Genomic DNA, 25,070 nt, shown 5'->3' with positions numbered 1-25,070 from the left:
ACTCTGCCAGTGACTTACGTCTCAGGCAGATTCTCAGCAGAGTTGCTGATTCTCAGTTCATCCAGATGACTTAAAAAGTCGATATCTCTATCGGCTATCCAGCGGTCAAGCTGTCCCTGAGCGTTCACCCTTTTGGGGTCGGTTCCTGAATGCCCTTCAGTACCGTTTAAGTATCCAGCTAGTAGCTTTAATCCTTTCGCCAAGATGTTACGTGCGGCGTTCAGATCACGGTCTAGAACTATTTTGCACTTATGGCAAGAATGCGTTCTAGTGCTTAAAGTCTTATGTACTTTTTCCACATACTGAACAATCAACAGTTGTATTGTGCGGTGGTACAGCAACAACAATAGTTCCGTATATTTTGGCAAAGTATTGAAGCCATTGCGTGAATTGATACCACGATGCGTCAGATATCGACTTAGCTAGCTGATGGTTTTTCACCATGTTTTGAATGTTCAAGTCTTCATAGACAATTAAATCTTTCGACTTAACTAGCGCTAAAGCATCTTTAATTGCTTTATCTTGACGCTGTCTACTGACTTTTAGATGTTGATTGGCTAAAGCCTGACGTGCTTTATGGTATCTATTAGACTGCTTCTTCCCCTGGATATGTCTTCTAGAAGTCCGTCGTTGAAGCTTTTTTAAACGGGCTTCAGACTTCCTGATATATCTAGGATTTTCTACAGTCTCTCCGTTGGAATCGGTATAGAAATCCTTCAATCCAAGGTCTATTCCAGCAATTTCTCCCTTGAACTCATGCTGTTCTTGTCTATCCCAATCAATTAAGAACTGAGCATAGTAGCCATCAGCACGACGGATTACCCTTACTCTCTTGATTTGTTTCTCGGAATACCAAACTAAATCTCTCTTATTCCAGAGTCCAAATGTTCCTGCTTTAAATCCATCAGTGAAAGTTATCTGCTTGCGGTCAGCCGATAACGCCCATCCTGTGTTTTTATATTCAAGAGAACGATTGAATTTTTTGTACTTTGGGTATCCCTTCAGACCCGGTTTACCCAGCCTACAGTTTTCGTAGAATCTAGAGATTGCTGCCCAGGCTCTATCTGCATGAGCTTGCCGAGCTTGAGAGTTGAGTTTTCCTGCCCAAGGAGTTTCTTTATTCTTAGCTAGTTTAGAGCAAAGCTTTTGAAGGTCATTACGACTGACCCCAATATTATCTTCCTAGTAGCGTAGACAGCTATTTCGGATGAATTGTCCGGTGCGGATTGCTTCATCCAATTTGCCGTACTGCTTATGGGTTCCTTTTAGCTTGGCTTCAATTACTAGCATTCCAAAATTTTATCGTGATTTACCTGCTTGTAGCAATGGGTAATTTGTTAAATTGAGTGGCTCAATGCCATTCAATTTAACCCGACTCTCATCCCCACTTGAGCCATTGACGGTACTCACCTGGAGGTTCGATCAATCCGTCTCGCCACTAATGGGGCTTTCTCGTCGGCTCTTGGTAAATTCACTAACCGATCGCGTAGCTTTGTTCCAAGTATTTTGAACCTCTAACCCCAGAGGTTGTTGTGGCGTTGTCGTCGAAACGGCGGATTCTAGGTGCAAGGTGATAGTAGAGTAGGCTACGCGGTTCGTTTAGTAGACGGCTAAAGTTCGGGTTGTTGCGGTTTGCGTAACGGAGGGACAAAGAGCGATCGCATAAACTCGAAAGCAGTAGTCTTAAAACTATCAACATGGCAAAAATGCAGAAATACTGCAAACTAGCCCGCAACTGGATAGCACTTGCTTTACTAACGCTTACTCTTTGTAGCTTGGGTTGCTTTCCTGGTATAGATGCTAGTACAATCCTGCCTTCAGCCGTTGCTAGTTTGTCAGATACTTTAATAACAATGGCATTACCAGACACTGAAGCTGTGCAGCCGAGCGTTCAACAACTTGTAGAAAGGCAAGCTAAGGCTTGGGAAACTGCTGACAGTGACAAAATTATTGCTGATTTTGCAGAAGATAGTTTGTTTGTCGTACCTGGTTCTACATTCAGAGGCAAGCAAGAAATTAAAGACGCAGCCAAGAAGTATTTTGCAGAATTTACAGATACTAAAGTGACGATAAAACGAATTATTACCAATAAAAATAAGGGAGCGGGTGAGTGGAGTTGGAGTGACAAAAATAAAAAATCAGGTGAGATATCTCAGGCTGAAGATGCCATTATTTTTGAGCTTGAGGCTGGAAAGATAAAATATTGGCGAGAATATATTGATACGCAGCTATAACGACGTTAAAAATGAAGGAGGATAGATAATACTTCATTTCAAGGGACGCGAAAGCTGTAGTACTTCCTATAAATTAAGCAATCTTGATGAGGAGCTACTTGACAAACATGCGATCGCACTCCTCTCTCTTCACAATTTGCTTCTCTAAGTTAGACACTGTTCAATCCAGGGTCTATCTATAGATGGAGAATAGGCGATTCGCTTTGAGAATTTTCTACCTTAGGTGACCTAACTCAGCTTGACGAAGAGGAAATTGGTTACCTAGCAAACATTTCCTAAGCCGAACATCTACTATTTATTATTCACTGAACAATGTAATGCTTTAAACAAAGAACCATTGCTTTGGCAAGCATCTATACAAAAAATAAAACATTTTGTAAAATCTTGAATAGTCTGCATGAATAACTCACAAATCCAGGCGTGTTGCCTCAGCTTTCACAGACTAGAACTAACCTCTACAACTATCTAAGTAATTCTTATGGTGTCCACTCCTCCCTCTCAATCTTCGGCATCTCAGTATGAAATGTCAGATGCAAAAGTTAACGAGACAGTTGATGCTCTTATAACAGAAACTCCAACAGAACCTGATTTAGATTTAGAGTTTCTCTATACCAGAGATATCGAATTTCGTCAGGAAACCCTTTACTTCATTGTTGTGGATCGATTCAATGATGGTGATGCCGAAAATAGTGAGGGACCAAACCCAGAGCTTTATGATCCAGATAAAAAGGATTGGGGGAAATACTGGGGCGGGGATTTACAGGGAATTATTGACAAATTGGACTACTTAAAGACATTAGGTGTAACAGCGATTTGGCTTACTCCTTTATTTGAGCAAGTCGAAGACTTGTTTATTGACAGTGCAGCAATACATGGTTACTGGACGAAGGATTTTAAACGATTAAATCCTCGTTTTATTCACAAGGATGACAACCCATCTCTCAATAAAACCCAAGAATCGAGAAATACAATTTTCGATAAATTGATTGATGAGTTACACAAACGCAATATGAAGCTGATTCTAGATATTGTGTGTAACCACAGCAATCCTGATTTTAGTGGTAAAAAGGGAGAACTCTATGACGACGGTGTAAAAATTGCCGATTTCAATGATGATAATGATAACTGGTATCATCACTATGGTGAAGTCACTAACTGGGAAGATGAGTGGCAGGTACAAAACTGTGAATTGTCAGGACTCGCCACGTTTAATGAAAATAATACGGAATATAGAGAGTACATCAAGTCAGCGATTAAACAATGGCTAGATCGAGGTGTTGATGTTTTACGAGTTGATACGGTAAAGCATATGCCTGTCTGGTTCTGGCAAGAATTTACGGCTGATATTCAAACTTATAAACCAGATGTTTTTATCTTCGGAGAATGGATTTATAGTAGCCCTTTGAATGAGCGTTCGGTTGAATTTGCTAATGACTCTGGGATGTCAATTCTTGACTTTGGTCTAGCAATGGCAATTCGAGAGGCGTTAGGTGTAGGAAATTCTGAAGGATTTCACTTAGTTCAAAATGTTTTTGACCAAGATTCTCGATACAACAGCGCTACTGAATTGATTACGTTTATCGACAATCATGATATGCATCGCTTCCAGACGTTAAATGCTGACCCGGAGAGTTTACGTTTGGCGATCGCATTAATTATGACCTCTCGCGGTATTCCCTGCATCTACTACGGCACAGAGCAGTATCTCCATAATGATACGAACGGGGACGGTGACCCTTATGGTAATAACGATCCCTACAATCGCCCAATGATGGAAAGCTGGGACACTGAAACACCACTTTACCGAGACATCCGGCTTCTTTCAGGAGTGCGGCGATTGAACCCAGCGGTATCAATGGGTAGTCAGTGGCAAAAGTACCTAACTCCAGATGTTTATTGTTATATCCGGCGTTACCGGGATTCACTGCTGTTTGTGGCGATGAATCGAGGGGAAGCGGTGAAGCTTGAGGCGGTTGAAACTGAGTTACCTGACGGAGAACATACAGATGTCTTGTCCCGTCGTAAATTTGAAGTCAAAGACGGGCATCTTCATGATCTACAATTAGAATCACGGGAAGTAATTGTAATCAGTCACGTTGCTGAGAGAATCAAGGGGCAAACCATTGTCCGGGTACAACTCAATGGTGTCCAGACTAATCCTGGTGAAATTGTTGTCGTAACAGGCGATTGTCCAGAATTGGGGAACTGGGATATCTTGAAGGCGTACCCTCTAGAATTCATCAACACCAACACCTGGTTTGCAGAAATTCCCTTTAATGAAAGTGCTGGCAAGCTCATTGCTTATAAATACGCAATGTGGCGCGAAGGTCAGTCTCCCTTGCGAGAAAATCTGGTTGCTCGTCGTTGGGTAATCGCCAGCGAAGGCACCGTAAAATGGCGCGATCAATGGGCGTCCGGACGGGAGTCCTGACCTTTCGGATTAAGGTAGAGGTGTTATCAAGCCGTCTCTCCGCTTTTTCTCCAGCAGAATCCAACCTGGTTGAGCCATCAAACAATTGCCTTCAAGCGCAGCAAGAAAGGCGTCAATCCCTATTTGGGAATTTGGGAGAGTGTAAAGAATAAATCATTAAGTGTTCGCCGTAACTCCAAGCAGATTTTTTATATGCTTCCAAGGAGTAATCAAAAGTTTGCGATCGCTTGTGTCTGGTTAGTCTTTACTTTTTACCTAACACCTAATACCTTTTCATTAACCTCATTGCTCGTTGGTTCAGTGATGAACTTTGGAACGAGTGATAATTTGCTGTACCTGAGGAAATCTTCAAGAAGAATTTCCTCAGGCATCAAATTATCACGAGTCGCTTTCCAAAGAAGGCAAATTTGTTGCTAATCAATCACAATAAAAATGAAACAAAAGTTAAACATTTTCTAATCATCCCAGCCGCTGCCCCTCAATGACTGCCATCCCTCCCGCCAAGGTGCTGCAGCCGAACTCGTCTGCCCTTGCTTTACCGTATCGTTTCCCCCGCATCCTGAATCGTTTACAACCATCACCGGAAACCGTTGTCCTCTTCCTGGCTTTCGCCATTGGTGTCACTACAGGCATGGGGAGCGTGACCTTTCACTTCTTAATTGAGCAAATCCACACCTGGATGCTGAGAGACTTGATGGGGTTTATTTCCGTTTGGGGAGCTTGGACCTTAGCCTGTGTCCCGACGCTTGGCGGATTAATTGTTGGTTTGATGCGCGTTGCGCGACCTGACTTTGGGCCAAGTATGTCCGCTCTCATTGCGGCAGCTCAAGGTATCCAGAAAATTTCACCCTTGCGACCTGTCACCAAAATGGTAGCCGCCGCCGTTTCTCTAGGCACGGGTGCTTCTTTAGGCCCAGAAGGTCCGAGTGTAGAGATTGGGGCTAATATTGGGATGCTCCTAGGTCAGGTGCTACAAGTCTCGAAAGAGCGGCATCGCTTACTGTTAGGTGCAGGTGCAGCAGCAGGACTAGCGGCTGGTTTTAACGCCCCTATTGCTGGTGTTTTCTTTGCCTTAGAGGTGGTTTTGGGTACGACCTTTGCGACTTCTGCCGTGAGTGTTGTGCTACTAGCCGCCGTTGTGTCGGCTTTGATTGCCCAAATTGTCCTAGGTGCCCAACCCGCTTTTACACTACCCGTTTATGAAGTCCGTAGCCCCTTAGAATTACCCCTGTACTTAGGATTGGGTTTGCTAGCAAGTCTTGTCTCTTTGGCTTACACCAAGTCCATTCAACTAGCACGGCGTTGCTTTAAGGGAGAAGTTGTCGGTTTGCGCTGGCTGGGGCAACTGCCGCCACCGATAAAACCAGTAATGGGTGGTTTCTGCGTTGGTTTGGCAGCTTTGTATGCACCTCAAATTTTGGGTGTTGGCTATGAAACGATTCAAGCCATGCTCCAGGGTGTTGAGTTTACTCTACCCTTGTTGCTTACCCTGCTCGTTATCAAGCTGGTGGCAACAGCGATTAGTTTAGGTAGTGGCTTGGTCGGTGGCATTTTTGCGCCCGCGATGTTTCTGGGTGCTGCTTTGGGAGCTACCTATGGAACAGTTCTAGCAGCAATTATCCCAGCAGGAATGGTGAATATTGCTGCCCCCCCAGCTTACGCGATGGTTGGGATGGCAGCCGTTCTGGCTGGTAGCGCCAGGGCACCCTTGACAGCAATCCTGTTGTTGTTTGAGCTAACACGGGACTACCGCATTGTGCTACCTCTGATGGCGGCAGTGGGACTATCTGTTTGGTTGATGGAAATGCTCACACCCGCACCAAGCCAAGAACCACAGCTACAGGCAACTCTTGGTCTTAGTGTTGAGCCAAACCCAGAGCGGGAAATTATGCAGCAAATGCTTGTGGCAGAAGCGATGCATCAGCCGTCCTTGATGCTATTGAGTTCAATGCCTGTATTAGAAGCGGCTCTTGCTTTGACAACGAGTCAATCTCGTAGTGCTTTGGTCGTCGATGATGCTGAACACCTAGTTGGTCTTGTCAGCTTGCAGGACATTAATCGATCGCTTATTCGTGCCAAAACGGACTTTCCTACCGCTCAGATGCCGAAGCTCCTGCTGGGTGACATCTGTACGCGAGATATGGTGTACGCTTACCCTGATGAAGCGATCGCAGAGGCTGTAGATCGGATGGGGGCAAGAGGTCTACATCAGTTACCTGTTGTTAAACGAGACGATCCGAGTCAGGTGTTGGGTGTCTTGGAACAGGAGGGAGTGACTTTGGCGTGTAGTTTAGCGGCGACGCGAGAGGTGCTGCGTCAGCATCTTTCTTTGCCAACTGTTACGGAGGAATTAAGTCCGGTACCTGTTAAGCAACTGACCTAACGAGAACAACGATTTTTACCTTAAGTTGAATGGCACTGACTTAAGCAGTGAGGGCACACAAATAAGAGGAATTAAGCAACCGCCTTCTGAGATTTGAGAAAGTCACGGGGTTGCTGCATCCAGCCATAGGGCTTGGGGCGTTGTTTTTTGAGTCTGGGTTCATAACGATAGGGGCGCTCTGGTAGCAGTTTGTCAGTTACCACAGTCAATAGAGTGTTGTAGAGCTGCAAGCGTTTTTTGGCTCCGACTTTGTACAACTCAGGGCAGAAGTGTCCCAAATGCTGACGAGTGCCTTGCAAAGAAATGCGTACCGGACAAACTCCCGCTTTTCTGCCAGCCTGCCACATCACGGTACGCAGCAAGTTGTAAGCCATCAAATGCACGTAGATTTCCTTACGTACCATGTCGGGAGTTTTCCCTCGCAACATTTCCATGCCTAAAGTAGTTTTCACATGACGTAAGTCCACCTCCACCTGCCAACGCCATTGATAAAGTTGAGCGAGCTTGGCTTTGGTATAAACCTTGGCATCTACTAAGGTGGTAACAACAATAATCTCCTTTGGGCGAAACCCCTTTTGCCGAATCAGCAGATGCACTTCTCGCACCTTGACTTGATTAGGGAGTTCGGCAAATTCCTCCTTACTCATGCCAGGAGGACGACGCTTAGGCTTGCTCCAAGTCACGATGTGGTCTCCAATCCCCAATTTTTTGCCCCGTCGGAAGTCACTTTTACGACTTTGATGTTTCCGAAACACGGCGTCAGCAGAGTACTGCTGCACCAAGACTAAGTCCACATAACTACCGAAGGCACGGTCTGCTAACAGGATATCCCCAGGCGTGAGTTTGGGATAGAGCTGACGAGCCAGAGTCACTTCTCCTGTTCTGAATGGGGCAATCAGTATTTCTAGGGCGGCTCCGGTTGCCAAGCTAAACATCACCACAATTTTGGCTATTGGGAAACCACAGCCAGGGGCTTGATTAGCGTGCTGGGGATATTCTGCCTGGTTTTTTGGGGTGTCACTCATGATCACCGTTGACCCATCACACAGTTTGACATGCCGATCACACCAGAGGTCTTCGCTTCCGGTCTGCTTCTCTAGCCCTTGAGCAGTTTTCCCTAAAAGTTTCAGTAAGAATTTCTCCGGCAGTCTTTTTCTAGCTTTAGAGTATCCTCCTGTATCCGCCGCAGGAATGGCTTCTCCAGCCGCCGCCAACCAAGCAATGATTCGACTTACCGCATTTTGCAAGCTTTTATCTGTATCTAACACTTGAGACAGGAATGCCCAGAGAGTAACGATTGGGTTGAACAGGCGGTTACGATACTTCACCTTTTCGGCTTCTAAAACTTCCGTGATACTGCCTTCTGGCAATAACTCCTCAAAGGGCAGTCCGACACTGTTAGCAAACTTCTGCTTGAGAATTTCGACGCGATTGGGCATAGTAGAGGCACTGAATAATTCCATCTCCTAGGCGGTGAGTTATTCAAACCTAGCCTGGGAGACTTTTTTACCACATTTGGCTTCTCTGCGATCGCTGCTTAAGCCAGTACCATTCACCTTAAGTTCCTGGTAAAGTACGCAAACGTTCATCTAAATGAGTACGGTCAGCCAAAGCATGAAGTAATGGGCCATGAGAACCAAATTCAACAATGCTCACTGAACCAACTGGACATCCTAAACGAAAGCGAAAGCGTCCAACATCAATTCCTAAAAGACTACACAAAATAATGCGAATGGTTGCCTTGTGGGAGACAATCAAAACATTACCCGTAGAGAACCGTTGCTTGATTTCCTCAATAACTAGCAAAGCACGAGACGCGATCGCAACAGCGGGTTCTCCTTCAGTTGGTGGATACCAAGCGGGGTCAGCCGTCCACCGGATGTAGTCATCGTGGTAATCACGACTTACTATATCAACTGATTGACCTTCCCACTTGCCGTAGTGGATTTCTTTTAAGCCATCCCGCAGTTCTGGCTGCATATCAATGGCTTCACATAGAGGCTTAGCCGTTGCAACGGTTCGTGCCATTGGACTACAAAAAATCGCCGTCCAAGGTGTAGAACGATAAGCGATCGCAAAAGCCTTTGCCATGTCCACCCCATCTGACGTTAAGTCTGCGTCAGTTGAACCGCAAAATGCATTATTCCGACTACTATCTGTTTGCCCGTGACGTAATAAATAAAGCTTGAGACTCAAAGTAAATTGTCTCCCAGTATTTGTGTTAAGGGTACAACAGCAAGATGCAAACTTGTTATTACCACGAATGTACCTTGAATCTGAGTTTCTTCAAAAAAAAGCGATCACCCAAACTCCAGTACGGGCGATCGCTTATTCAACTCGTGTTTTTTACAATTCCCAAATTAATAGGAATGGTCTAAGTTAACCTGTACCTCATGAAAGTGTTCACGTTAAGTCAACGTGTTATTAGGCATACAACTACTGAGTGTATGTACTCAATATTGGCTCAAGAGATAGCAATGATCAGCAAACACTTGGTCAAATCCTTATAGTGTATTTTTATATACAGACTTTCTGGACACGATTCTCTTCCTACCGAGAGAGAAGAACCAAGCTTGATGATGTTAGCTTTGAGCAGCATTTAACAAAGATATTACTCAGACCCGCCTTCCTGGCAAGGCGGGTATTTCTCTGAAATTACTCTGACACAGGAGCAGCATCATAACTATTCTGTTGGGCAGTGCGCTCTACTTCCACTGAGGCAGAATCCTGATGTCTCCAAGGTTGAAAGCCGATCGCTCCAGCAGCAAATGCGGCTCCCACAAGCATCACCACAAGTACATTAGAGAATGATTGATCTTCCCGCATTTTCTTAAAACTGTTTAGCAACTCTAGCTTCAAAATAGCTAAGCGAAGGAAGCTAAACACTCTATCAGGAGAGTAACTCCTGCTCTTTCAAAAGAGCTAACTTTGCGCCCCTAGGAGTCTTCATAATGGGTGAGAAGCTTACTCTAGTGCCAATCAAAGAATTGTCTAGCCTAAATGCCGAGTAATCTACTTCTTTTGGCTAGTTTCACTACCTAAAGCTTAGTCACTTAAACCAGTTGCATATCGCTATCCTTGCCGCTCATCAAGGCTCCCTACTGTTGTCATATCAACAGTAGGACAAGGCGATGTTTAACTTAAAATTTACTTGCAACTTGACCAGTACCATCATCTTCGTGACTTTACTCACTCTTGGCTTAGCCGAAGTTCATGCTCAACCAGAAAGGGCGGCTAAACAGAAACAATTTTCACCTATTGAGCAGGGTATCAAAATGGGAATAGTTATTAAAGGTCTAAAACTGCGCTAGTCCTTAATATTAGGTCAGTGTGTACACGCTCTACAAAAATAGTAGCGAAGCAAGCTCTTAATATTTACTTAATGAATCGCCTCTAAACACAATGTCTTGTTAGTTGAGAGGATAGGATTGCTGCTGCCGGATTGAGCGGAAGACATCGCGATGAATAGGTACAGCCCGCTGGCAGCTTAGCCGCACAGCTACCCACTCTCCATTTACCTGGATGGCTTCGATTTCTTCGGGAGTGACTGGCTTGCACAAGTCCCACGTCAACACCGCAGCAATTGTGCCCTTGTCGTCGCTACTTAAGGGTGCAGTTGTTCTGGGTAAAGTTGCTCTTGGCATGAGAGAAAACTACTTAATCGAAGTCGTATAGTCATAAGTAAGCCTGCCGGAACCAGGCTCAATTAACACTGAACCCAAGTATCCCAGCAAGTAGTACATATATACTATTTTAGAGGCTCAAAGAGTTTCTTGCCCGACTTATCAACTTTTTTAAAGCAAGTCGGCTTAAATCCTTAAAAGTCTCTCTATGCCTTGATTGTGCTGGTTTATAAGGGGGTAATTTGTCCGACTAACTCTACCTGATTTTGCTGATTAGCCCGCAGCACAACGGATTCACCGGATTGGGGTACAATCTCAGCGATCGCAGTAATGTTGACTTGATGGGTAACCAGAATAATCACGCCGGGAGTGGAACGGTTATCAGCAATAAACTGGCGCACTTGTGCCGTTTGCCTAGGTTCAGTAAGGCGATCGCTAAAAAATGAGTTAATCGCTGGAAACGCTTCCACTGTGCCTAAATTCATCAGCCTCGCCGTCTCCAAACAGCGGCACCATTGACTGGATAAAATTCTCGCAACCCGAATGTTACGACGGCGGAATGCCTCACCCATTCGCACAGCCTGCGCCCTACCTTCTGCTGATAGATTTCGTTGTGTCGTGCAATCCTCAACGCGGAAGTTAGGCGGATCGCCCGTTCCAGGTGCGATCGCATGGCGCATCATCACTACATAACCGGGTTCCCCTTGCTGAAGCAAAGACCAAATATCTTCTTGTTTCGCTGAAGTCGTGGGGTTAGATGCGAGCGCACTCGGAGTAGGTGGAGTTGGATGCAATGTTGGGTATGGCGTGAAGGAACAGCCCGCGACGAGTACCAGCAGGATAAATGCGATCGGCCAGTGACAATGTTTAAAACTCTGACGAAACAAGAACATCTTTAGTAATGGAGCCTACTTTTTTTGGTAGTTATCGCTCTTGTTTAAAGAAAGCTCTCACTTGAGAACTTTGGCTTTTGGAGATAGGTGTCTCTTTCCTTTGCTTGATTCTCTTGAGACGCAGGATGTTGGCTTGATACCGTTTTTTGCCTAGGCTTTTGAGCCGTGTCGCCTAAGTTAATCTGAAGTTGAGGGCCAGAGGTAGCGAGAGCAACGATCATGCCGTCAACTACAGGAATAGTTGTGATCAGTTCCCCATTGAGATACGTCCCATTATTTCCAAAGTTAATCACTTGCCAGTAGCTGGCTATGTGCCGGATTTCAACATGATGACGTGAGACAACAGAACTGTGGAGAACGACATGGTTATCAACCGCACGACCGATTCTGATAATCGGTTCGTTCTCAAATGTCCATTTTTGTAGTGGAGTGGATTGGTGCGGCTGCCGCAGCGACACTGTAATTACCATTGGGGCAAGAGTTGCCCTCAGTAAGGCGTTATTGCTCAATTTCTTCGACCCCACAAGAGAGATGACACCTTAAATCTACAAAATTTCTTGATTTTTCTAATCCGTAATTCCACAGAGTTTTGGGTGAAGATCACCCGACGACTAGGTATAGCCACCTGCTAAAGATAATCGCCTCAACTGACAGTCGAGGGCGATTTTCGACGCACAGGATCGGCAAAGAATCCAACTGGACAGTGATGAACGCTTTTTGAAACCCTAGTCTAGGGTTCTGTTTTGAGCGCTCGGTCAATATCAACTTCTAAGCCGCCAAGAAAACACCAACATATCAAATATTTCTCAAAAATCCTCCGTGATTTCACTAGAGAAACACTTTAAATCTCTTTATTTATTTCCTGGATTCTACTGATCCTAGTAACTCACAACAGCCACTAATCTACAGAAAAGCATTTTGCTCTAGAGACAGAATTTCGCCTCTCAAGAAGCCACAAAATTTATAAGGATGCACATGAAGACGTTAAAGCTGTCACTGCTATCACTAGGCGTAAGCTTAATCTCGGCTACCACACTCATAACGCCAGTAGTAGCTCAGACACCGGACTCAGAACCCGAATTACCTTCAGAAACTGGTTCAGCCGACGATCTTAGAGTTTCTCCCAGAGGTGGAGTAGGCTTTACCACCACAGGTCCGGGTTATGAAGAACCATTTTTTAGCCTTGAAGGCTTTATTCCTCTACAACAGAGTCCAGGAAACAACCTTACCTTCCTAGAAGGAAAATTGTTGTACTTGACTGACTCTACTATGGGCGGAAATCTAGTGCTAGGACAGCGGTTCTACAGTTCATCTCAAGATCAAATTCTAGGAGGCTACATTGCTTACGACTTCCGTGACACTGGTAACAGCTTCTTTAATCAAATTGGTGCTGGTTTTGAGCTACTGACTAATAAATGGGATTTCCGAGTTAATGGCTACCTTCCTATTGGCGATCAACGCCAACAGGTCGCCGAATCCTTCTCCAATCCTAACTTTGAGGGAAACTTCTTACTTTTAGATCGAGATAGACGGTTTGAGGCAGCCGTGGGAGGCTTAGATCTTGAAGTCGGTACCCAACTAGCGCGACTTGGAGAGGGAGACTTGCGAGGCTATGGGGGTGTGTATTACTACAATGCTCCAGGTGGTGATGATGGCTTTGGGATTCGAGGAAGACTGGAAGCCCGTCCATCCGATAACCTTCGAGTCGGTTTAATGGTGCAGAATGACCCACTATTCGATACAAGGGTCGTTTTGAGCTTGGGGGCTACCTTTCCAGGAACTCGACCCCGTGGTGCTCAAAGAAATAGCACTTTGGCTCGCATTGGAGAGTCAGTTGGCCGTACTTCAACAATTACAGTTGATGAGCAGGAGGATTTTGAAACCATTACAGCAACCAACCCAACAACCAATGAAGCCTACCGATTCCAACACGTAAACCTGGGTATTGGGAACAGTGATGGTACCTTTGAGAGTCCCTTTGCAACTGTCCAAGAAGCTTTGGCAATAGCTCAACCCAATGACATTGTTTATGTACGAGCCACTATAGATCCAGGAATTGCTGCCTTTAGGATTCCAGATAATGTATCAATACTTTCAACTGGCCCCGCACAGATCATTGACACAGTAGAAGCTGGCAATGTGCAGTTACCCTTCTCTGGAACTGGTCTGCTACCAACCATCACAGGTACCGTTGCACTGGGAAACAACACGATTCTATCCGGATTCAGATTTCTCAATTCGACAGGCAATGCTATTGAAGCAACCAATGTCAGTGGCGCAATCATCCGTGACAACGTGATTACTGGTGCTGCTCAAAGCGGTATTTCTCTTAGTAATGTAACTGGAACAACTACCGTTACTAATAATACCATTATTGATAGTAACGCGGGCATTTCACTGAACAACAATACTGGTAACGTTAACCTGAACATTGATGGAAACTCGCTAACTAACAACCTGGAAAACATCACTGTCGGCTTAGTTGATACAGCCGTGGGAACTGTAGGGGTTGTAGAGAATGAGGTCATCGGCGGGGTAATCGGGATAGGTGTTGAGGCAGGAGGTAGCTCTCTGATTGACGTTAACATCGGCAGCAACACTGTCAACAACACTACAGGGACAGGGATTGCCGTTGATGTTCTTGGGCAAGCTCAAGTTGATGCCACGATTAGCGAAAACACTCTCACGAATAATCTGGAGAACATCGGGGTTGGCTTAGTTGAGACAGCCACAGGAACCGTGGGCATTGTGGAAAATGAGGTCACAGGTGGTGGACTGGGCATTAACGTTGATGTCGCAGGGAACTCTGTCCTCACTGGCAACATCGGTAACAACACCGTCAACAACACGACGGAAACAGGTATTGCTGTTGATGCCTTAGAACAAGGTCAACTGGCAAATGTCACGATTGGTGACAACACCCTCACAAATAATGTGGAGAACATCGCGGTTGGCTTGGTTGATACAGCCGTAGGTACCGTAGACATTGTAGAGAATGAGGTCATCGGTGGGGGAATCGGGGTAGGTGTTGAGGCAGGAGGTAGCTCTCTGATTGACATTAACATCGGCAGCAACACTGTCAACAACACTACAGGGACAGGAATTGCTGTTGATGTTCTTGGGCAAGCTCAAGTTGATGCCACGATTAGCGAAAACACTCTCACGAATAATCTGGAGAACATCGGGGTTGGCTTGGTTGATACCGCTACAGGTACCGTAGACGTTGTAAATAATGAGATTACAGGTGGTGGATTGGGCATTAATGTTGATGTTGCTGGAAATTCTGTCCTCACTGGGAACATCGAGAACAACACTGTTGAAGACACGACACAGACTGCCATTGATGTTGATGTCTTAGAACAAGGTCAACTGGCAAATGTCACGATTAACGATAACTCCCTCACGAATAATCTGGAGAACATCGGAGTTGGCTTAACCGATACAGCCACAGGAACCGTGGGGATTGTGAACAATGAGGTCACAGGTGGTGGATTGGGCATTAACGTTGATGTTGCTGGAAATTCTGTCCTCACCGGGAATATCGGTAACAACACTGTTGAAGACACGACACAGACTGCCATTGATGTTGATGTCTTAGAACAAGGTCAACTGGCAAATGTCACGATTAACGATAACTCCCTCACGAATAATCTGGAGAACATCGGAGTTGGCTTAACCGATACAGCCACAGGAACCGTGGGGATTGTGAACAATGAGGTCACAGGTGGTGGACTGGGCATCAATGTTGATGTTGCTGGAAATTCTGTCCTCACCGGGAATATAGGTAACAACACGGTTGAAGATACGACACAGACTGCCATTGATGTTGATGTCTTAGAACAAGGTCAACTGGCAAATGTCACGATTAACGATAACTCCCTCACTAACAATACTGAGAACATTGGGGTTGGGTTGACTGATACCGCTACAGGTACCGTAGACGTTGTAAATAATGAGATTACAGGCGGTGGACTAGGCATCAATGTTGATGTTGCTGGAAATTCTGTTCTCACCGGGAATATCGGTAACAACACTGTTGAAGACACGACACAAGCTGCCATTGATGTTGATGTTTTAGAACAAGGTCAATTGATAAACGTCACCGTCAGCGACAACTCCTTAAGCAACAATCCTGAGAACATTAGTGTTGGCTTAGATGATACAGCCGTAGGCACTGTCAACATTGTGGAGAATGAGGTTACAGGCGGTGGACTGGGTATTAACGTCGATGTCGCGGGAAATTCTGTCCTCACTGGGAACATTGGCAACAACAGTGTTGATAATACCTCCGAGACAGGGATTGCTGTTGATGTCTTAGAACAGGGTGAACTGGCAAACGTCACGATTAACGGTAACTCTCTCACTAACAATGAGGAGAACATCGCGGTTAACTCGACTGATACAGCCACAGGAACGGTTGACATTGTGGCGAATCAAGTCACAGGTGGTCAAACGGGAATCAGCATTGAGGCGGCAGGCGATTCTACCCTTACTGGGAACATTGGCAGCAATAGCGTTAATAACACTTCCGAGACAGGGATTGCTGTTGATGTCTCAGAACAGGGTGAACTGGCAAACGTCAGCGTCAACGGTAACTCTCTCACTAACAATGAGGAGAACATCGCGGTTAACTCGGCTGACACAGCCACAGGAACGGTAGATATTGTGGCGAATCAAGTCACAGGTGGTCAAACGGGAATCAGCATTGAGGGAGGAGGCAATTCGGTAGTGGGTGTCAATGTTGACGGCAATGGTGTTCAATCCACAACAGGGACTGCAATTGATGTTAGTACTGTTGAGCAAACTCAGGTTGATGCAACCATTAGCAACAACACACTCGATAACAATGTTAATGGTGTCAGTGTTGATTCGACAGGAGCAACTCAAGGAACGGTGACAGTTGTCAATAATGATGTCAGCAACACTCTTAGTGGTGTTGGTGTCGCTGTCGCTTTGGCAGAAAATGCAGCTCTCGTTGTTGGTATCGGTGATAACAGTGTTGATACTCCTCCTGGCACGGGCATTGTTGTTCAGGCAGCGCCAACTACTACTGCAACTTTTACCGTTGACCCAGAGACTACTACTAACTTGCAAGTCAGTGGTAATCCTGTAATTACTGTCAACCCTAACGTAACGCCACCAACTTTCTCACCGCTTTTAGCAGCACCGAATAATTCAATTTCTCTTCCATAAAGCACTTCTAGTTCAAGCTGCTTGATAAGTTCGTAGGTCATCGTTTTTTCGACGTTGACCTACTTTTCTTTTTCCTCTCTTACTTTGGCAAGAATTATACTGTTTCTATCCTGAACTTAGTACTAGCTAATGTGCCTTTAAATTTTATGTAGGAAACAGCCGAAATGATTCCTTATCAGGTTCCCCTAGATGAATTTTGTATTTTAAATGGCTTATTGGTTATGGGTGTTACTTTAGCGGGGTAAGGTAAACCAGAAGGTAGTACCAATATTGGGACAGCTATCAACGCCAATATCACCGCCATGGGCAGTAATGATTTGGTGACACAGATATAACCCTAAGCCGAGTCCTCTTTTAGGACGTTGTTTCGGGGTGTTGCCTTGAGTGTAGAGTTGAAAGACCATTGCTATAGTTTCCTGATTCATCCCTACACCGTTATCGGAGACACTACAGCGAATTAAATCAGGCTCTACATTGGCTTCTAGTGTGAGATGAACACCCGGCGGGTTGTGGTTCATTGCATTGGAAAGCAAGTTTTCAAAGACTCGCTGTAACTGAGTTGAGTCGGCAAGAATCACTGGTAAGTCAGTAGTGACATGGTTCGTTAGAGTCGCTTGATTTTTTTCCAGTAAGGCAGCTAAATCCTCAACAAGGTTTTGAATGAGGGTTTTTAGCTGTAAGGGTTCCCGTTGTAGAACCATGCCTTGAACTTCACTCTGATGGACATCAAGGAGTGAGTCGATCAGGCGTAACTGGCGATCGCTACTTTGAATCATTCGCTCTAAGATTGAGCGAGATACTGGAATTGTTTGTTGTCGGTTGTTCGTTGTTGGTTGTTCGTTGCTGCTGACAACCTGACGATTGAGGACTGGTTGCTGGTTGAGTAGATTATTCAGGACAAGTAACCAACCCATGACAGGGGTACGCAAGTCGTGAGATACAGCGTGTAGGAAGACATCTTTGAGTTGATGTAGTTCTTGCAGTTCAGCGTATTTTTGTTGGAGTTCTTGGGTACGTTGCTCAACTAGCCGTTCTAAATTGGTGTTGAGGTCTTGAACTTCTTGGTATAACTGAGCTTGTTGCAGAGCGATCGCAACTTGTGTCGCCAATTGTTCTAATAAATCAATTTCCCATTGTTGCCATTGCCGAGATTTACTGCATTGATGAGCGGCTAATCGTCCCGATATGCTACCACTGACTTCAATTGGTACCGCGAGGCTCGCTTTAACACCGTACTTGGCAAAATACTCAGCGCGTAGGGGTGATATCTCTGCGGTTGACGCATCGTTGATGACAATTACCCCTCCAGCGATAAACATTGGAATTAATTGCCTGAGTGTATCATTGTCTTCCAAGTCTTCAAAAAACAGTCCTCGGATTGAACCCCAACCCGTAGCAACCGATTCAGCAAACATGGGGTTTTGGGACTCGTTAATCTGGATAATAAAGACTCGATCCGCGTTGAGAAACTGCCGAACTTCTGTGACAGTTGTTTTGAGAATTTGCTCAATATTGAGGCTTTGCCGAATCCGAGAGGCGATTTCTGCTCTAAGGCGATCGCGTTGTGCGCCAAGACGTATTTCGGCTTCTGCTTTTACTTGTTCAGTGATGTCACGTACCACTGCTAAAAAATGTGGCTTGCCTCGGTACATAAAGCGTGTACCAAGCACCTCAACTTGAAATACAGTACCATCTTTACGAACATCATCAGCCTGACCGATAAACAGTTCACCTGCCTTCAGTTTGACCATGTATTCTTTATATAAGTGGTAGCTATTGGGGTGGATAAAGGCTTTAGGATTTAGTCCAATAAATTCATCGTAAGTGTAGCCATGCATCTGACAGCAAGCAGGATTTGCCTCGACAATTAAGCCTGTATCTGGATCATTAATGATTAAACCATCACTTGTAGATTCAAAAATGCTGCGATACTGTTCTTCTTTTTCTCGCAATTGCGCTTCTGCACGTTGGCGATCGCTAATATCCAGCAATGTTCCGATCACCGCTGGCTTTCCCTTGAATTCTGTTTTATTTCCCAGTACTTCCAGAGTAATCAACGTCCCATCTTTTTTTTGTCCTCTGAAGGTGTAGTGAATGGTTTCAACTTCACCCTCCAACCGCTTTCTGACATTTTCAGCAACCAAATCTGCATCTTCTGGGATTGGGAGATTGGATAAGTCACGACTAGATAGAAATTCTTCTAGCGTATAGCCAAAAATCTCGGCAAACTTGGGATTAACATAAGGAAACTTACCATCTTGAATGACGTAGATTCCTGCCAAAGATTTTTCTACTAAATTGCGGAACCGTTCTTCACTTTCTCGTAAGGCGCATTCTGCCTGCCTACGTTCTGTAATATCACGGACAATTGTCAAAACTTCATCTTCACCACTGACAACAATTCGTGCTTCATAATCACGTTCTTTGCCGTTAAAGGATAGTTGATATTCAAAGCTTTGAACTTCCCCAGTCTTCAATGCTTGCTCAACATAATACATCCGCTCTTGGGCAACATCTAGGGGAAGCACATCATAGACCGTTTGACCAATTGCCTGAGTTGGGTCAATCAACAAATCGCTTACATTTTCCGCTTTGACATCTAGATAGGTTCCATCCCGTTGCAGCCGAAACATTAAGTCGGGAATCGCGTTGACAAAGGCACGATTTCTGGCTTCACTTTGCCGCAAAGCCACTTCCGCCTGTTTGCGGTCTGTGATATCTACCATCAAGCCGTCCCAAAGGATGTCACCGTTTGGCTGTTGCTGTGGTCGGGAACGACCTTGAACCCACTTAAGTTTGCTGGAAGGGGTGATAATGCGTCCTTCCCAATTCCAAGGCGATGAAGTGGCAATCGAAGCAGCTACAGATTGTTCATACGTCTCACGGTCATCGGGGTGAATCAAGTCGGTAAGTAACTGAGAGTTGGCTTGAATTGTCTTTGGCTGTAATTCATAGAGTTCAGTACAACCAGAACTGGCATAGAGGATACAGCGGGAGCGATCTTTTCGCTGGAGAAATTGAAAAATCATTCCCGGTACATTAGCGGCAATTTGTTCGACTCTAGATTGGCTTTGGCGGAGTGCAGCTTCAGTTTGGCGATGTGCGATCGCGCCTCCCAAGGTTGCTGCCATTGTCATCAAAACCGCTTCTTCATCCTTTGACCACCGCCGTTCACTCTGGCAATCATCAAAGCCAACAACCCCCCAAAATTCTCCATTCACTGGAATCGGCACTACGATAATCGACAGAATCCCTTGAGGTTCAAATCGTTGCCGTTCTCCTGAATCGACGGGATAATCTCGAACTAATAGACTCAGTGGTTGTCCGTGCTGAATCTCGTCGTACCACCTCTCCATGCCAAAGGCGGAAAACGGGACATTCTGCACGCGAGGATTGGCAATTTGAGGCTCAACGGTATCCCTTGACCACTCGTACCGCAGACTGGTTGCAGGCTCACCTGTCTCTGGATGCGGATGAATTTGGGCAATATAGACTCGATCCACATTAGTGACTTGCCCCAAGGTGGCTAAGGCTAGATTAATTCCCAGTCCATAGTCAGCCGTTGTCAGTAGTTGACTGGTAGCTTGAGCAACACCTTGTAGCAGATTCGACCAAGAGGAGTTAGTCAGCATGTCTGTTGTGAGTTTTCCTTTGGGGCAAGAAACTTAGAGTTGACCTCTGCTTCAACTAAAGTATGGGGAATTCCGTTGAGTGTTTACTTTTGTAACAAATTTAATAACAAATTGACTCCTCCTCTAATTAAAGTACGGGCGATTCTGTTAACGGTTGACATAAGTGAAGAAATCCCGTCAACCATTAACGTTGGCTTGTGTTTCTTCCCCTGTCTAGAAATGGCAGATTTCCATAGTGCTTCTTGTGTGAGCTTTGTGATGTGACTTGAGGGTGATCCCGATTAGCAAACACTGCGCCAGAATTGGAACAAGAACCCCAATCATTCAAGGAGAAAACGATGATTATGAACCGTTTGCGTAAGATTTTGGCTCCTTTGCTTTTATGCCTATTACTTTTCGTAACATCCTGCGCGACAGAGGCTCCTTCTCGTTTTGACCAGGCACAGCAGGAAAGCAGTCAGCAGAAAAGTGGTCAGGCTGTTGCGAAAGATGCCACACAAGGCTCTAGTTTTAATAAGTTCTTCCCGAAAGGGGGCAATGGCTATGATTTTGCCTATGCTCAGGAGAAAAAAGGATTTGCTGAGGGGAAGTTGAAAAAAGATGGCAAAGATGTTGCAATGCTATCTATTTCTGACACGAGTAGCACTCCGGCCGCAGTAGCGAAATTTCAGCAAAGTACAAAAAAAATTGGGGGTTATCCAGCCGTAGAAGTTGGCAATACTCAAACGGCTGTCCTCGTCAACAACCGCTACCAGGTGAAAGCCTTATCTCGTGACCCTTCATTTACAGCAAGCGATCGCGAAGCTTGGCTACAAAAATTTAACCTCAATGGTCTTGCTCGACTTCAGTAAATCAGGCTTGATGGCATCAGAACCCCCTCAATATTCTTGAGTAGGAGGCTTTCCCTGACTGCCATTTCAAGACTCAAGACCTAATGATTGAAGCATCTGGTAAAAACTCAAAACGAAGATAAGGAGCCTTTTTGTGAGCAAACCAATTTTTGAACTCGTTAATGAACTGCCAACTAAAAACATTACCACGATGGCACTACGGTCACTAGACTTTGTCATTCCTGGTCAGTGGAATAATTTGGTTGGTTTTGAGAATACAATACGCACCGTTACGGGTGAAACGGATGAAGCCCTGATTCAGCAAATAGGCGATCGCGCTGTCTATTTGTACAACGATCGCTCTCAGGGCTACCAACGCGCCATGTGGCTTTACCAAACCGTTGACAAGACTGATTATGCTCTTGGTGCTGCTGCCCTAGCTAATAAAGTTGGCGAGAAAATTCCCCTAATGGGTTTCTTAAACCGACTAACACCGAAAGCTGACAAAGCACAGACTATTGATTTGTGCTTGAAATTAGTCGTGGAGGTCGTCGCCTTCTGCCAAATTAACGGTATCCCTGGCGATAGTATTGGGGACTTCGTTGGTTCTTTGGGGGACTATGGTGGCGAAAACTTGATGCGGATGGCAGCACTGGTTTGTTTTGATGGTCTGATTCCCCTTGGTCCTGACTTTATCCAAAAAGCACAATCAACCATTTCAGGTCTAAAGCCTTCAGATTTAGAACAAAATCAGACCTTCAGCAGTATCAAAGACACCATTCCTGGTGGCGATTCCGGTGGCAAGCTCAACTTTATTGGTCGTAGCTTTGACTCGGTTAAAGGTTGGATGGGTAATTTTGTTGCCTCAAAAGCTTTAACTCCCCAAAAAGTAGCAAATAACTTGCAAGGGTTTATTGATGTTGCCGACAATAAGTTGGACTACCTAGGTGCCTTTCTGGATGTATCCACAAACTACTACGAACACACGGGCACTCAAACCCTGGCAAGGCGTTTGATTGAACGAGCTGTTGCTGAAATCTAGCGTCGTTTACGCATCAGTAGACAATTGCGCTCATCATCCAGCCGAGCGTAAGAAAGCTCGTCTGTTAGTTGCTGCATAAAAATCAGCCCTCTGCCTCCTTCTTTTTCAAGTGGATCACATTCCTCCTGGCAGAGGGATTGGAGTTTTGCTTGAAAATCAAAGGGGGGCCCATGATCCCAGATTCGCATCTCTAGGAAATCAGGAAAAACCTTTAATTCTAGATCAATTGGAGTGGTTGGAGGTAAGTCATGATGGGCATGGCGAACCGCATTGGTAAAGCCTTCGACCAAAGCAAGTTGGCACTGCGACCCAAGTTGATGAGGCAGTAGAGATGAAGTAAATTCCTCGAACCACTGCAAAACTTCTGTCACAGCATTCAAGTCCGTCTTCACCTGAAGATGGGATTGTTGGCCTGGTCTTTCATTGTGCATGAACCGAAGCTGGTTCCAGGTTTTTCTAAACAGCGCCACTATCTTTACGAAACACAACCAAGATTGTTTTGACGATGAGTTTCAGATCATACGCTAACGACCAGTTTTGCTGGTAGCGTAAATCCAGTTTAATGATGTCTTCAAAATTGCGGACTGAAGAGCGTCCATTCACCTGCCATTCCCCGGTCATTCCTGGCTTAACATCTAAGCGTTGCCACTCCGGTACTTCATAGATGTCAACTTCATTCGGTGTTGGGGGTCTAGTACCAACCAAACTCATCTCACCTCTAATGACATTCCAGAATTGAGGCAGTTCATCTAAACTGGTTTTCCGTAAAAAGCGACCTACAGGCGTTATTCGGGGATCATTCTCAATTTTAAAAGTCTTACCGTCTGACTGATTTATGCTTTCAAGTTCTTTTTTTCTTTCTTCCGCATCCATATACATAGAGCGGAATTTCCAGATTGTAAAGGGTTTTCCCATCCAACCTAAGCGAGTTTGACCAAAGAAAATTGGGCCTGGACTATCGCGTTTAATCGCGATCGCAATTGGGATAAGGGCAACGCTAGTAATCCCTAAACCCACAATTGCGCCCACAACATCTAAAGTACGCTTCACGGGAGAGCGTACAGAAGGGTGAGTGGTTGGCAGCTGCGTTTTTCCCCAATTATCAGTTAGCCGTTTGGGTTCATCCAGTTGCTCAAGGGTCAAAACCTTGTCAAGCGCTGTCATTTCCAGCACAGCCATCACCTGAGGAGTTACATTCCTAAGTACTAGTTCAACTCCTTTTCCTCTAGCACTCTTGTGATTACTCACCAATGCACCAATTCCACTACTGTCAATAAACGTAGTCTGGCTGAAATCGAAATTAATTTTTTTGGGAATAGAATCCCCTTGCAGAAGTTGCTGACAAGTTTCTTTGAAAGCCACAGCTTCCAAACCACTCAGGCGAATGGGTATCTGGATCAAGGCTGTATCGTCTAAAGAGACGATCTCGAAACTCGTTTTTGGCGCTAGGTCAGCCATAAAGTCCTGGTAATCAGTTGTAACCTATCTTAATTCTGACCATTATTCTGTCTCAGAATCTTCGACTTCGCCAACTATAAAGATATGTTTACTCTTTCCTGACATCCTCTGTTGGTCAACGCCAGCCGATACTGACAATCAGGCGATAGTCATTACCTTTGATGTTGAAGAGAGTGAAGTTCCCAACTTCTTCAGCTCAACCTCTACTCAAATTCACTAACCAACTCACTCGCTTCCCCAGGATAAAAGCGATCGCCTAAAATTTCCGTCAAACTGTAGGGACACTCAATCGGAAAAGTACTACTAGGCAGCTCAGTTTCCTTCACAGCCAATATGACACCCTTAGCATATGCTTTCTGGAGTGCTTCCTCCAAGTAGGGTTTGAGGCTGGGATTCTCTTCAAGCAGTTCGGACACATCCAGACGCTGCACCTGAATTGTTGCAAGCCAACTACGGCTACGGCTAGAGAATTGGTACTCCCATTTCAGTAAATGACCAATCAATACACTCAACCGATTTCGCAGTTCCTGACGTTGCTGTTTCCCCAAGGATTCAATCTCCTCAATCAAATTGAGCAAGTCAAGCTCACTCCACTGATGTTTGCGAAGTAATGAAGCTTGTTCCTGCGTCCAGGCATAGAAATCTGATTCGTAGAGGCTTGCTGTAGGCGTTGCTGTCTTTTCGTTCGTTTCCGGCACAGGCATGAGCGTTTTCCAACCTCAATGCCCTTATTGTAGAACTGCCCACCAACTCTACTCTTCCTGGTTACTGGCACGATCACACTTATGTTGTCTAGCAGGTGTAGTAAAGCTATAACGGTATAAAGGTTTGAAGCTATGCTAAGTCTTCGAGACTCCTGCGGCTGAAGTCAAACTCGCATCTACTCAGCCTTCTAGATGCGAGTTTGTCTGGGTTAAAGCTAAAACTGTCACTTTCTAGGGGTTCCTGGGAACGCTATCAGTAGATCCTATAAAATTTGTCCCTCAATCAGAGTTTCCCGTAGAGAACCAGCTACCTGGGAATTGATACAACGCTACGAAAAAATAGTGAAAAATGACTAAAGAAATACAAGAATCAAGAATAAAAGCCTATGAACTCGGTCTTATAAACCTCTTAGGAGAAGGTTACTTATTTGAAATACCTGATTATCAGCGTCCGTTTGTTTGGGAAACTAAAAATTTTGAGCAGTTGTTCGATGATATTAAACAAGCTGTATTTGACAATGAAGAAAAATATATCCCTCTTCTGTCACTCTCCGAGAATTAGAATGAAGAAATAAATACTGTAAACCTCGTGCATTGTAGGTAGGGCAATGGATGTAGAGTTACAAATCCTGAAACATTTGGCAAGA

21 protein-coding genes and 2 pseudogenes are annotated in these 25,070 nt (G+C 45.0%); 8 read left to right on the top strand and 15 right to left on the bottom strand.

The annotated features are described in order from the left end of the window. Positions 1 to 14 precede the first annotated feature (14 nt). The 4 genes and pseudogenes from H6F98_RS34450 to H6F98_RS12930 form a co-directional block, all read right to left on the bottom strand. Complete coding sequence (locus H6F98_RS34450) at positions 15 to 203, bottom strand: hypothetical protein (protein WP_313929866.1); 189 nt, start codon at positions 201 to 203, stop codon at positions 15 to 17. Positions 204 to 239: 36 nt separating this feature from the next. Further along, positions 240 to 299 (bottom strand): annotated as a pseudogene (locus H6F98_RS34445) (hypothetical protein); the annotation flags it as partial. Continuing rightward, positions 283 to 1,173 carry a transposase gene (locus tag H6F98_RS12935; RefSeq protein ID WP_313929864.1) on the bottom strand — a complete coding sequence of 297 codons (891 nt, stop codon included), beginning with the start codon at positions 1,171 to 1,173 and terminating at the stop codon, positions 283 to 285. The pseudogene H6F98_RS34445 and the gene H6F98_RS12935, both read right to left, overlap by 17 nt. Positions 1,174 to 1,474: 301 nt before the next feature. Beyond that, entirely contained in the window at positions 1,475 to 1,870 is a 396-nt protein-coding gene (locus H6F98_RS12930; protein WP_192219104.1) for a hypothetical protein, read from the bottom strand. Between H6F98_RS12930 and H6F98_RS12925 the strand changes: the two genes are divergently transcribed. The 3 genes from H6F98_RS12925 (at position 1,854) to H6F98_RS12915 (ending at position 7,048) form a co-directional block, all read left to right on the top strand. Further along, positions 1,854 to 2,234, top strand: a complete 381-nt coding sequence (locus tag H6F98_RS12925) for a nuclear transport factor 2 family protein (RefSeq protein WP_192219103.1) — start codon at positions 1,854 to 1,856, stop codon at positions 2,232 to 2,234. The two genes, H6F98_RS12930 and H6F98_RS12925, sit on opposite strands and share 17 nt — an antisense overlap. Before the next feature lie 478 nt (positions 2,235 to 2,712). Then, complete coding sequence (locus H6F98_RS12920; RefSeq protein ID WP_192219102.1) at positions 2,713 to 4,665, top strand: alpha-amylase family glycosyl hydrolase; 1,953 nt, start codon at positions 2,713 to 2,715, stop codon at positions 4,663 to 4,665. A gap of 481 nt (positions 4,666 to 5,146) precedes the next feature. Further along, complete coding sequence (locus H6F98_RS12915) at positions 5,147 to 7,048, top strand: chloride channel protein (protein ID WP_192219101.1); 1,902 nt, start codon at positions 5,147 to 5,149, stop codon at positions 7,046 to 7,048. Positions 7,049 to 7,119: 71 nt separating this feature from the next. Here the strand turns inward: H6F98_RS12915 and H6F98_RS12910 are convergent, their stop codons facing one another. From H6F98_RS12910 to H6F98_RS12900, 3 genes are all read right to left on the bottom strand, one after another. Beyond that, a complete protein-coding gene (locus tag H6F98_RS12910) occupies positions 7,120 to 8,511 on the bottom strand; it encodes an IS4 family transposase (RefSeq protein WP_242058513.1) in 1,392 nt (463 codons plus the stop codon). A gap of 94 nt (positions 8,512 to 8,605) precedes the next feature. Then, entirely contained in the window at positions 8,606 to 9,244 is a 639-nt protein-coding gene (locus H6F98_RS12905) for a histidine phosphatase family protein (RefSeq protein ID WP_192219099.1), read from the bottom strand. A gap of 459 nt (positions 9,245 to 9,703) precedes the next feature. Next, the gene (locus H6F98_RS12900; protein ID WP_192219098.1) at positions 9,704 to 9,874 is read right to left on the bottom strand and encodes a hypothetical protein; all 171 of its coding nucleotides are present in this window, start codon (positions 9,872 to 9,874) and stop codon (positions 9,704 to 9,706) included. Positions 9,875 to 10,179: 305 nt separating this feature from the next. Here H6F98_RS12900 and H6F98_RS12895 point away from each other — a divergent pair, with 305 nt between their 5' ends. Beyond that, on the top strand, positions 10,180 to 10,359 hold the full coding sequence (locus tag H6F98_RS12895; protein ID WP_192219097.1) for a hypothetical protein: 180 nt from the start codon (positions 10,180 to 10,182) through the stop codon (positions 10,357 to 10,359). 99 nt (positions 10,360 to 10,458) lie between these two features. On the opposite strand, the gene H6F98_RS12890 is transcribed toward H6F98_RS12895, so the two are convergent. From H6F98_RS12890 to H6F98_RS12880, 3 genes are all read right to left on the bottom strand, one after another. Further along, the gene (locus H6F98_RS12890) at positions 10,459 to 10,692 is read right to left on the bottom strand and encodes a hypothetical protein (protein WP_192219096.1); all 234 of its coding nucleotides are present in this window, start codon (positions 10,690 to 10,692) and stop codon (positions 10,459 to 10,461) included. A gap of 206 nt (positions 10,693 to 10,898) precedes the next feature. Further along, positions 10,899 to 11,564 carry a histidine phosphatase family protein gene (locus H6F98_RS12885; protein WP_192219095.1) on the bottom strand — a complete coding sequence of 222 codons (666 nt, stop codon included), beginning with the start codon at positions 11,562 to 11,564 and terminating at the stop codon, positions 10,899 to 10,901. Between the two features lie 44 nt (positions 11,565 to 11,608). Next, positions 11,609 to 12,088 (bottom strand): FHA domain-containing protein, encoded by a 480-nt coding sequence (locus tag H6F98_RS12880; RefSeq protein WP_199348442.1) that lies wholly within the window; start codon positions 12,086 to 12,088, stop codon positions 11,609 to 11,611. Between the two features lie 451 nt (positions 12,089 to 12,539). Between H6F98_RS12880 and H6F98_RS12875 the strand changes: the two genes are divergently transcribed. Next, the gene (locus H6F98_RS12875; protein WP_192219094.1) at positions 12,540 to 16,757 is read left to right on the top strand and encodes a right-handed parallel beta-helix repeat-containing protein; all 4,218 of its coding nucleotides are present in this window, start codon (positions 12,540 to 12,542) and stop codon (positions 16,755 to 16,757) included. A 233-nt stretch (positions 16,758 to 16,990) separates the two neighbouring features. On the opposite strand, the gene H6F98_RS12870 is transcribed toward H6F98_RS12875, so the two are convergent. Then, positions 16,991 to 20,389 carry a PAS domain S-box protein gene (locus H6F98_RS12870; RefSeq protein WP_192219093.1) on the bottom strand — a complete coding sequence of 1,133 codons (3,399 nt, stop codon included), beginning with the start codon at positions 20,387 to 20,389 and terminating at the stop codon, positions 16,991 to 16,993. Between the two features lie 338 nt (positions 20,390 to 20,727). On the opposite strand from H6F98_RS12870, the gene H6F98_RS12865 reads away from it, so the two are divergent. After that, the gene (locus H6F98_RS12865) at positions 20,728 to 21,240 is read left to right on the top strand and encodes a hypothetical protein (RefSeq protein WP_192219092.1); all 513 of its coding nucleotides are present in this window, start codon (positions 20,728 to 20,730) and stop codon (positions 21,238 to 21,240) included. A 133-nt stretch (positions 21,241 to 21,373) separates the two neighbouring features. Then, positions 21,374 to 22,261 carry a hypothetical protein gene (locus tag H6F98_RS12860; protein WP_192219091.1) on the top strand — a complete coding sequence of 296 codons (888 nt, stop codon included), beginning with the start codon at positions 21,374 to 21,376 and terminating at the stop codon, positions 22,259 to 22,261. Here the strand turns inward: H6F98_RS12860 and H6F98_RS12855 are convergent. From H6F98_RS12855 to H6F98_RS12840, 4 genes and pseudogenes are all read right to left on the bottom strand, one after another. Continuing rightward, complete coding sequence (locus H6F98_RS12855; RefSeq protein WP_192219090.1) at positions 22,258 to 22,692, bottom strand: ATP-binding protein; 435 nt, start codon at positions 22,690 to 22,692, stop codon at positions 22,258 to 22,260. The two genes, H6F98_RS12860 and H6F98_RS12855, sit on opposite strands and share 4 nt — an antisense overlap. 25 nt (positions 22,693 to 22,717) lie before the next feature. Then, positions 22,718 to 23,719 carry a sugar transferase gene (locus H6F98_RS12850; RefSeq protein ID WP_192219089.1) on the bottom strand — a complete coding sequence of 334 codons (1,002 nt, stop codon included), beginning with the start codon at positions 23,717 to 23,719 and terminating at the stop codon, positions 22,718 to 22,720. Positions 23,720 to 23,834: 115 nt separating this feature from the next. Next, positions 23,835 to 23,906, bottom strand: a pseudogene (locus H6F98_RS33500) (type II toxin-antitoxin system HigB family toxin); the annotation flags it as partial. Positions 23,907 to 23,922: 16 nt separating this feature from the next. Continuing rightward, positions 23,923 to 24,423 (bottom strand): DUF29 domain-containing protein, encoded by a 501-nt coding sequence (locus H6F98_RS12840; RefSeq protein WP_192219088.1) that lies wholly within the window; start codon positions 24,421 to 24,423, stop codon positions 23,923 to 23,925. 349 nt (positions 24,424 to 24,772) lie between these two features. Here H6F98_RS12840 and H6F98_RS12835 point away from each other — a divergent pair, with 349 nt between their 5' ends. Next, on the top strand, positions 24,773 to 24,985 hold the full coding sequence (locus tag H6F98_RS12835) for a DUF262 domain-containing protein (RefSeq protein WP_192219087.1): 213 nt from the start codon (positions 24,773 to 24,775) through the stop codon (positions 24,983 to 24,985). Positions 24,986 to 25,070: the final 85 nt, after the last annotated feature.

Origin of the sequence: Microcoleus sp. FACHB-SPT15 (assembly GCF_014849525.1) — a bacterium.
Classification (GTDB): domain Bacteria; phylum Cyanobacteriota; class Cyanobacteriia; order Cyanobacteriales; family Coleofasciculaceae; genus Symplocastrum; species Symplocastrum torsivum.
This window is presented reverse-complemented; position numbering and strand designations above follow the sequence as displayed.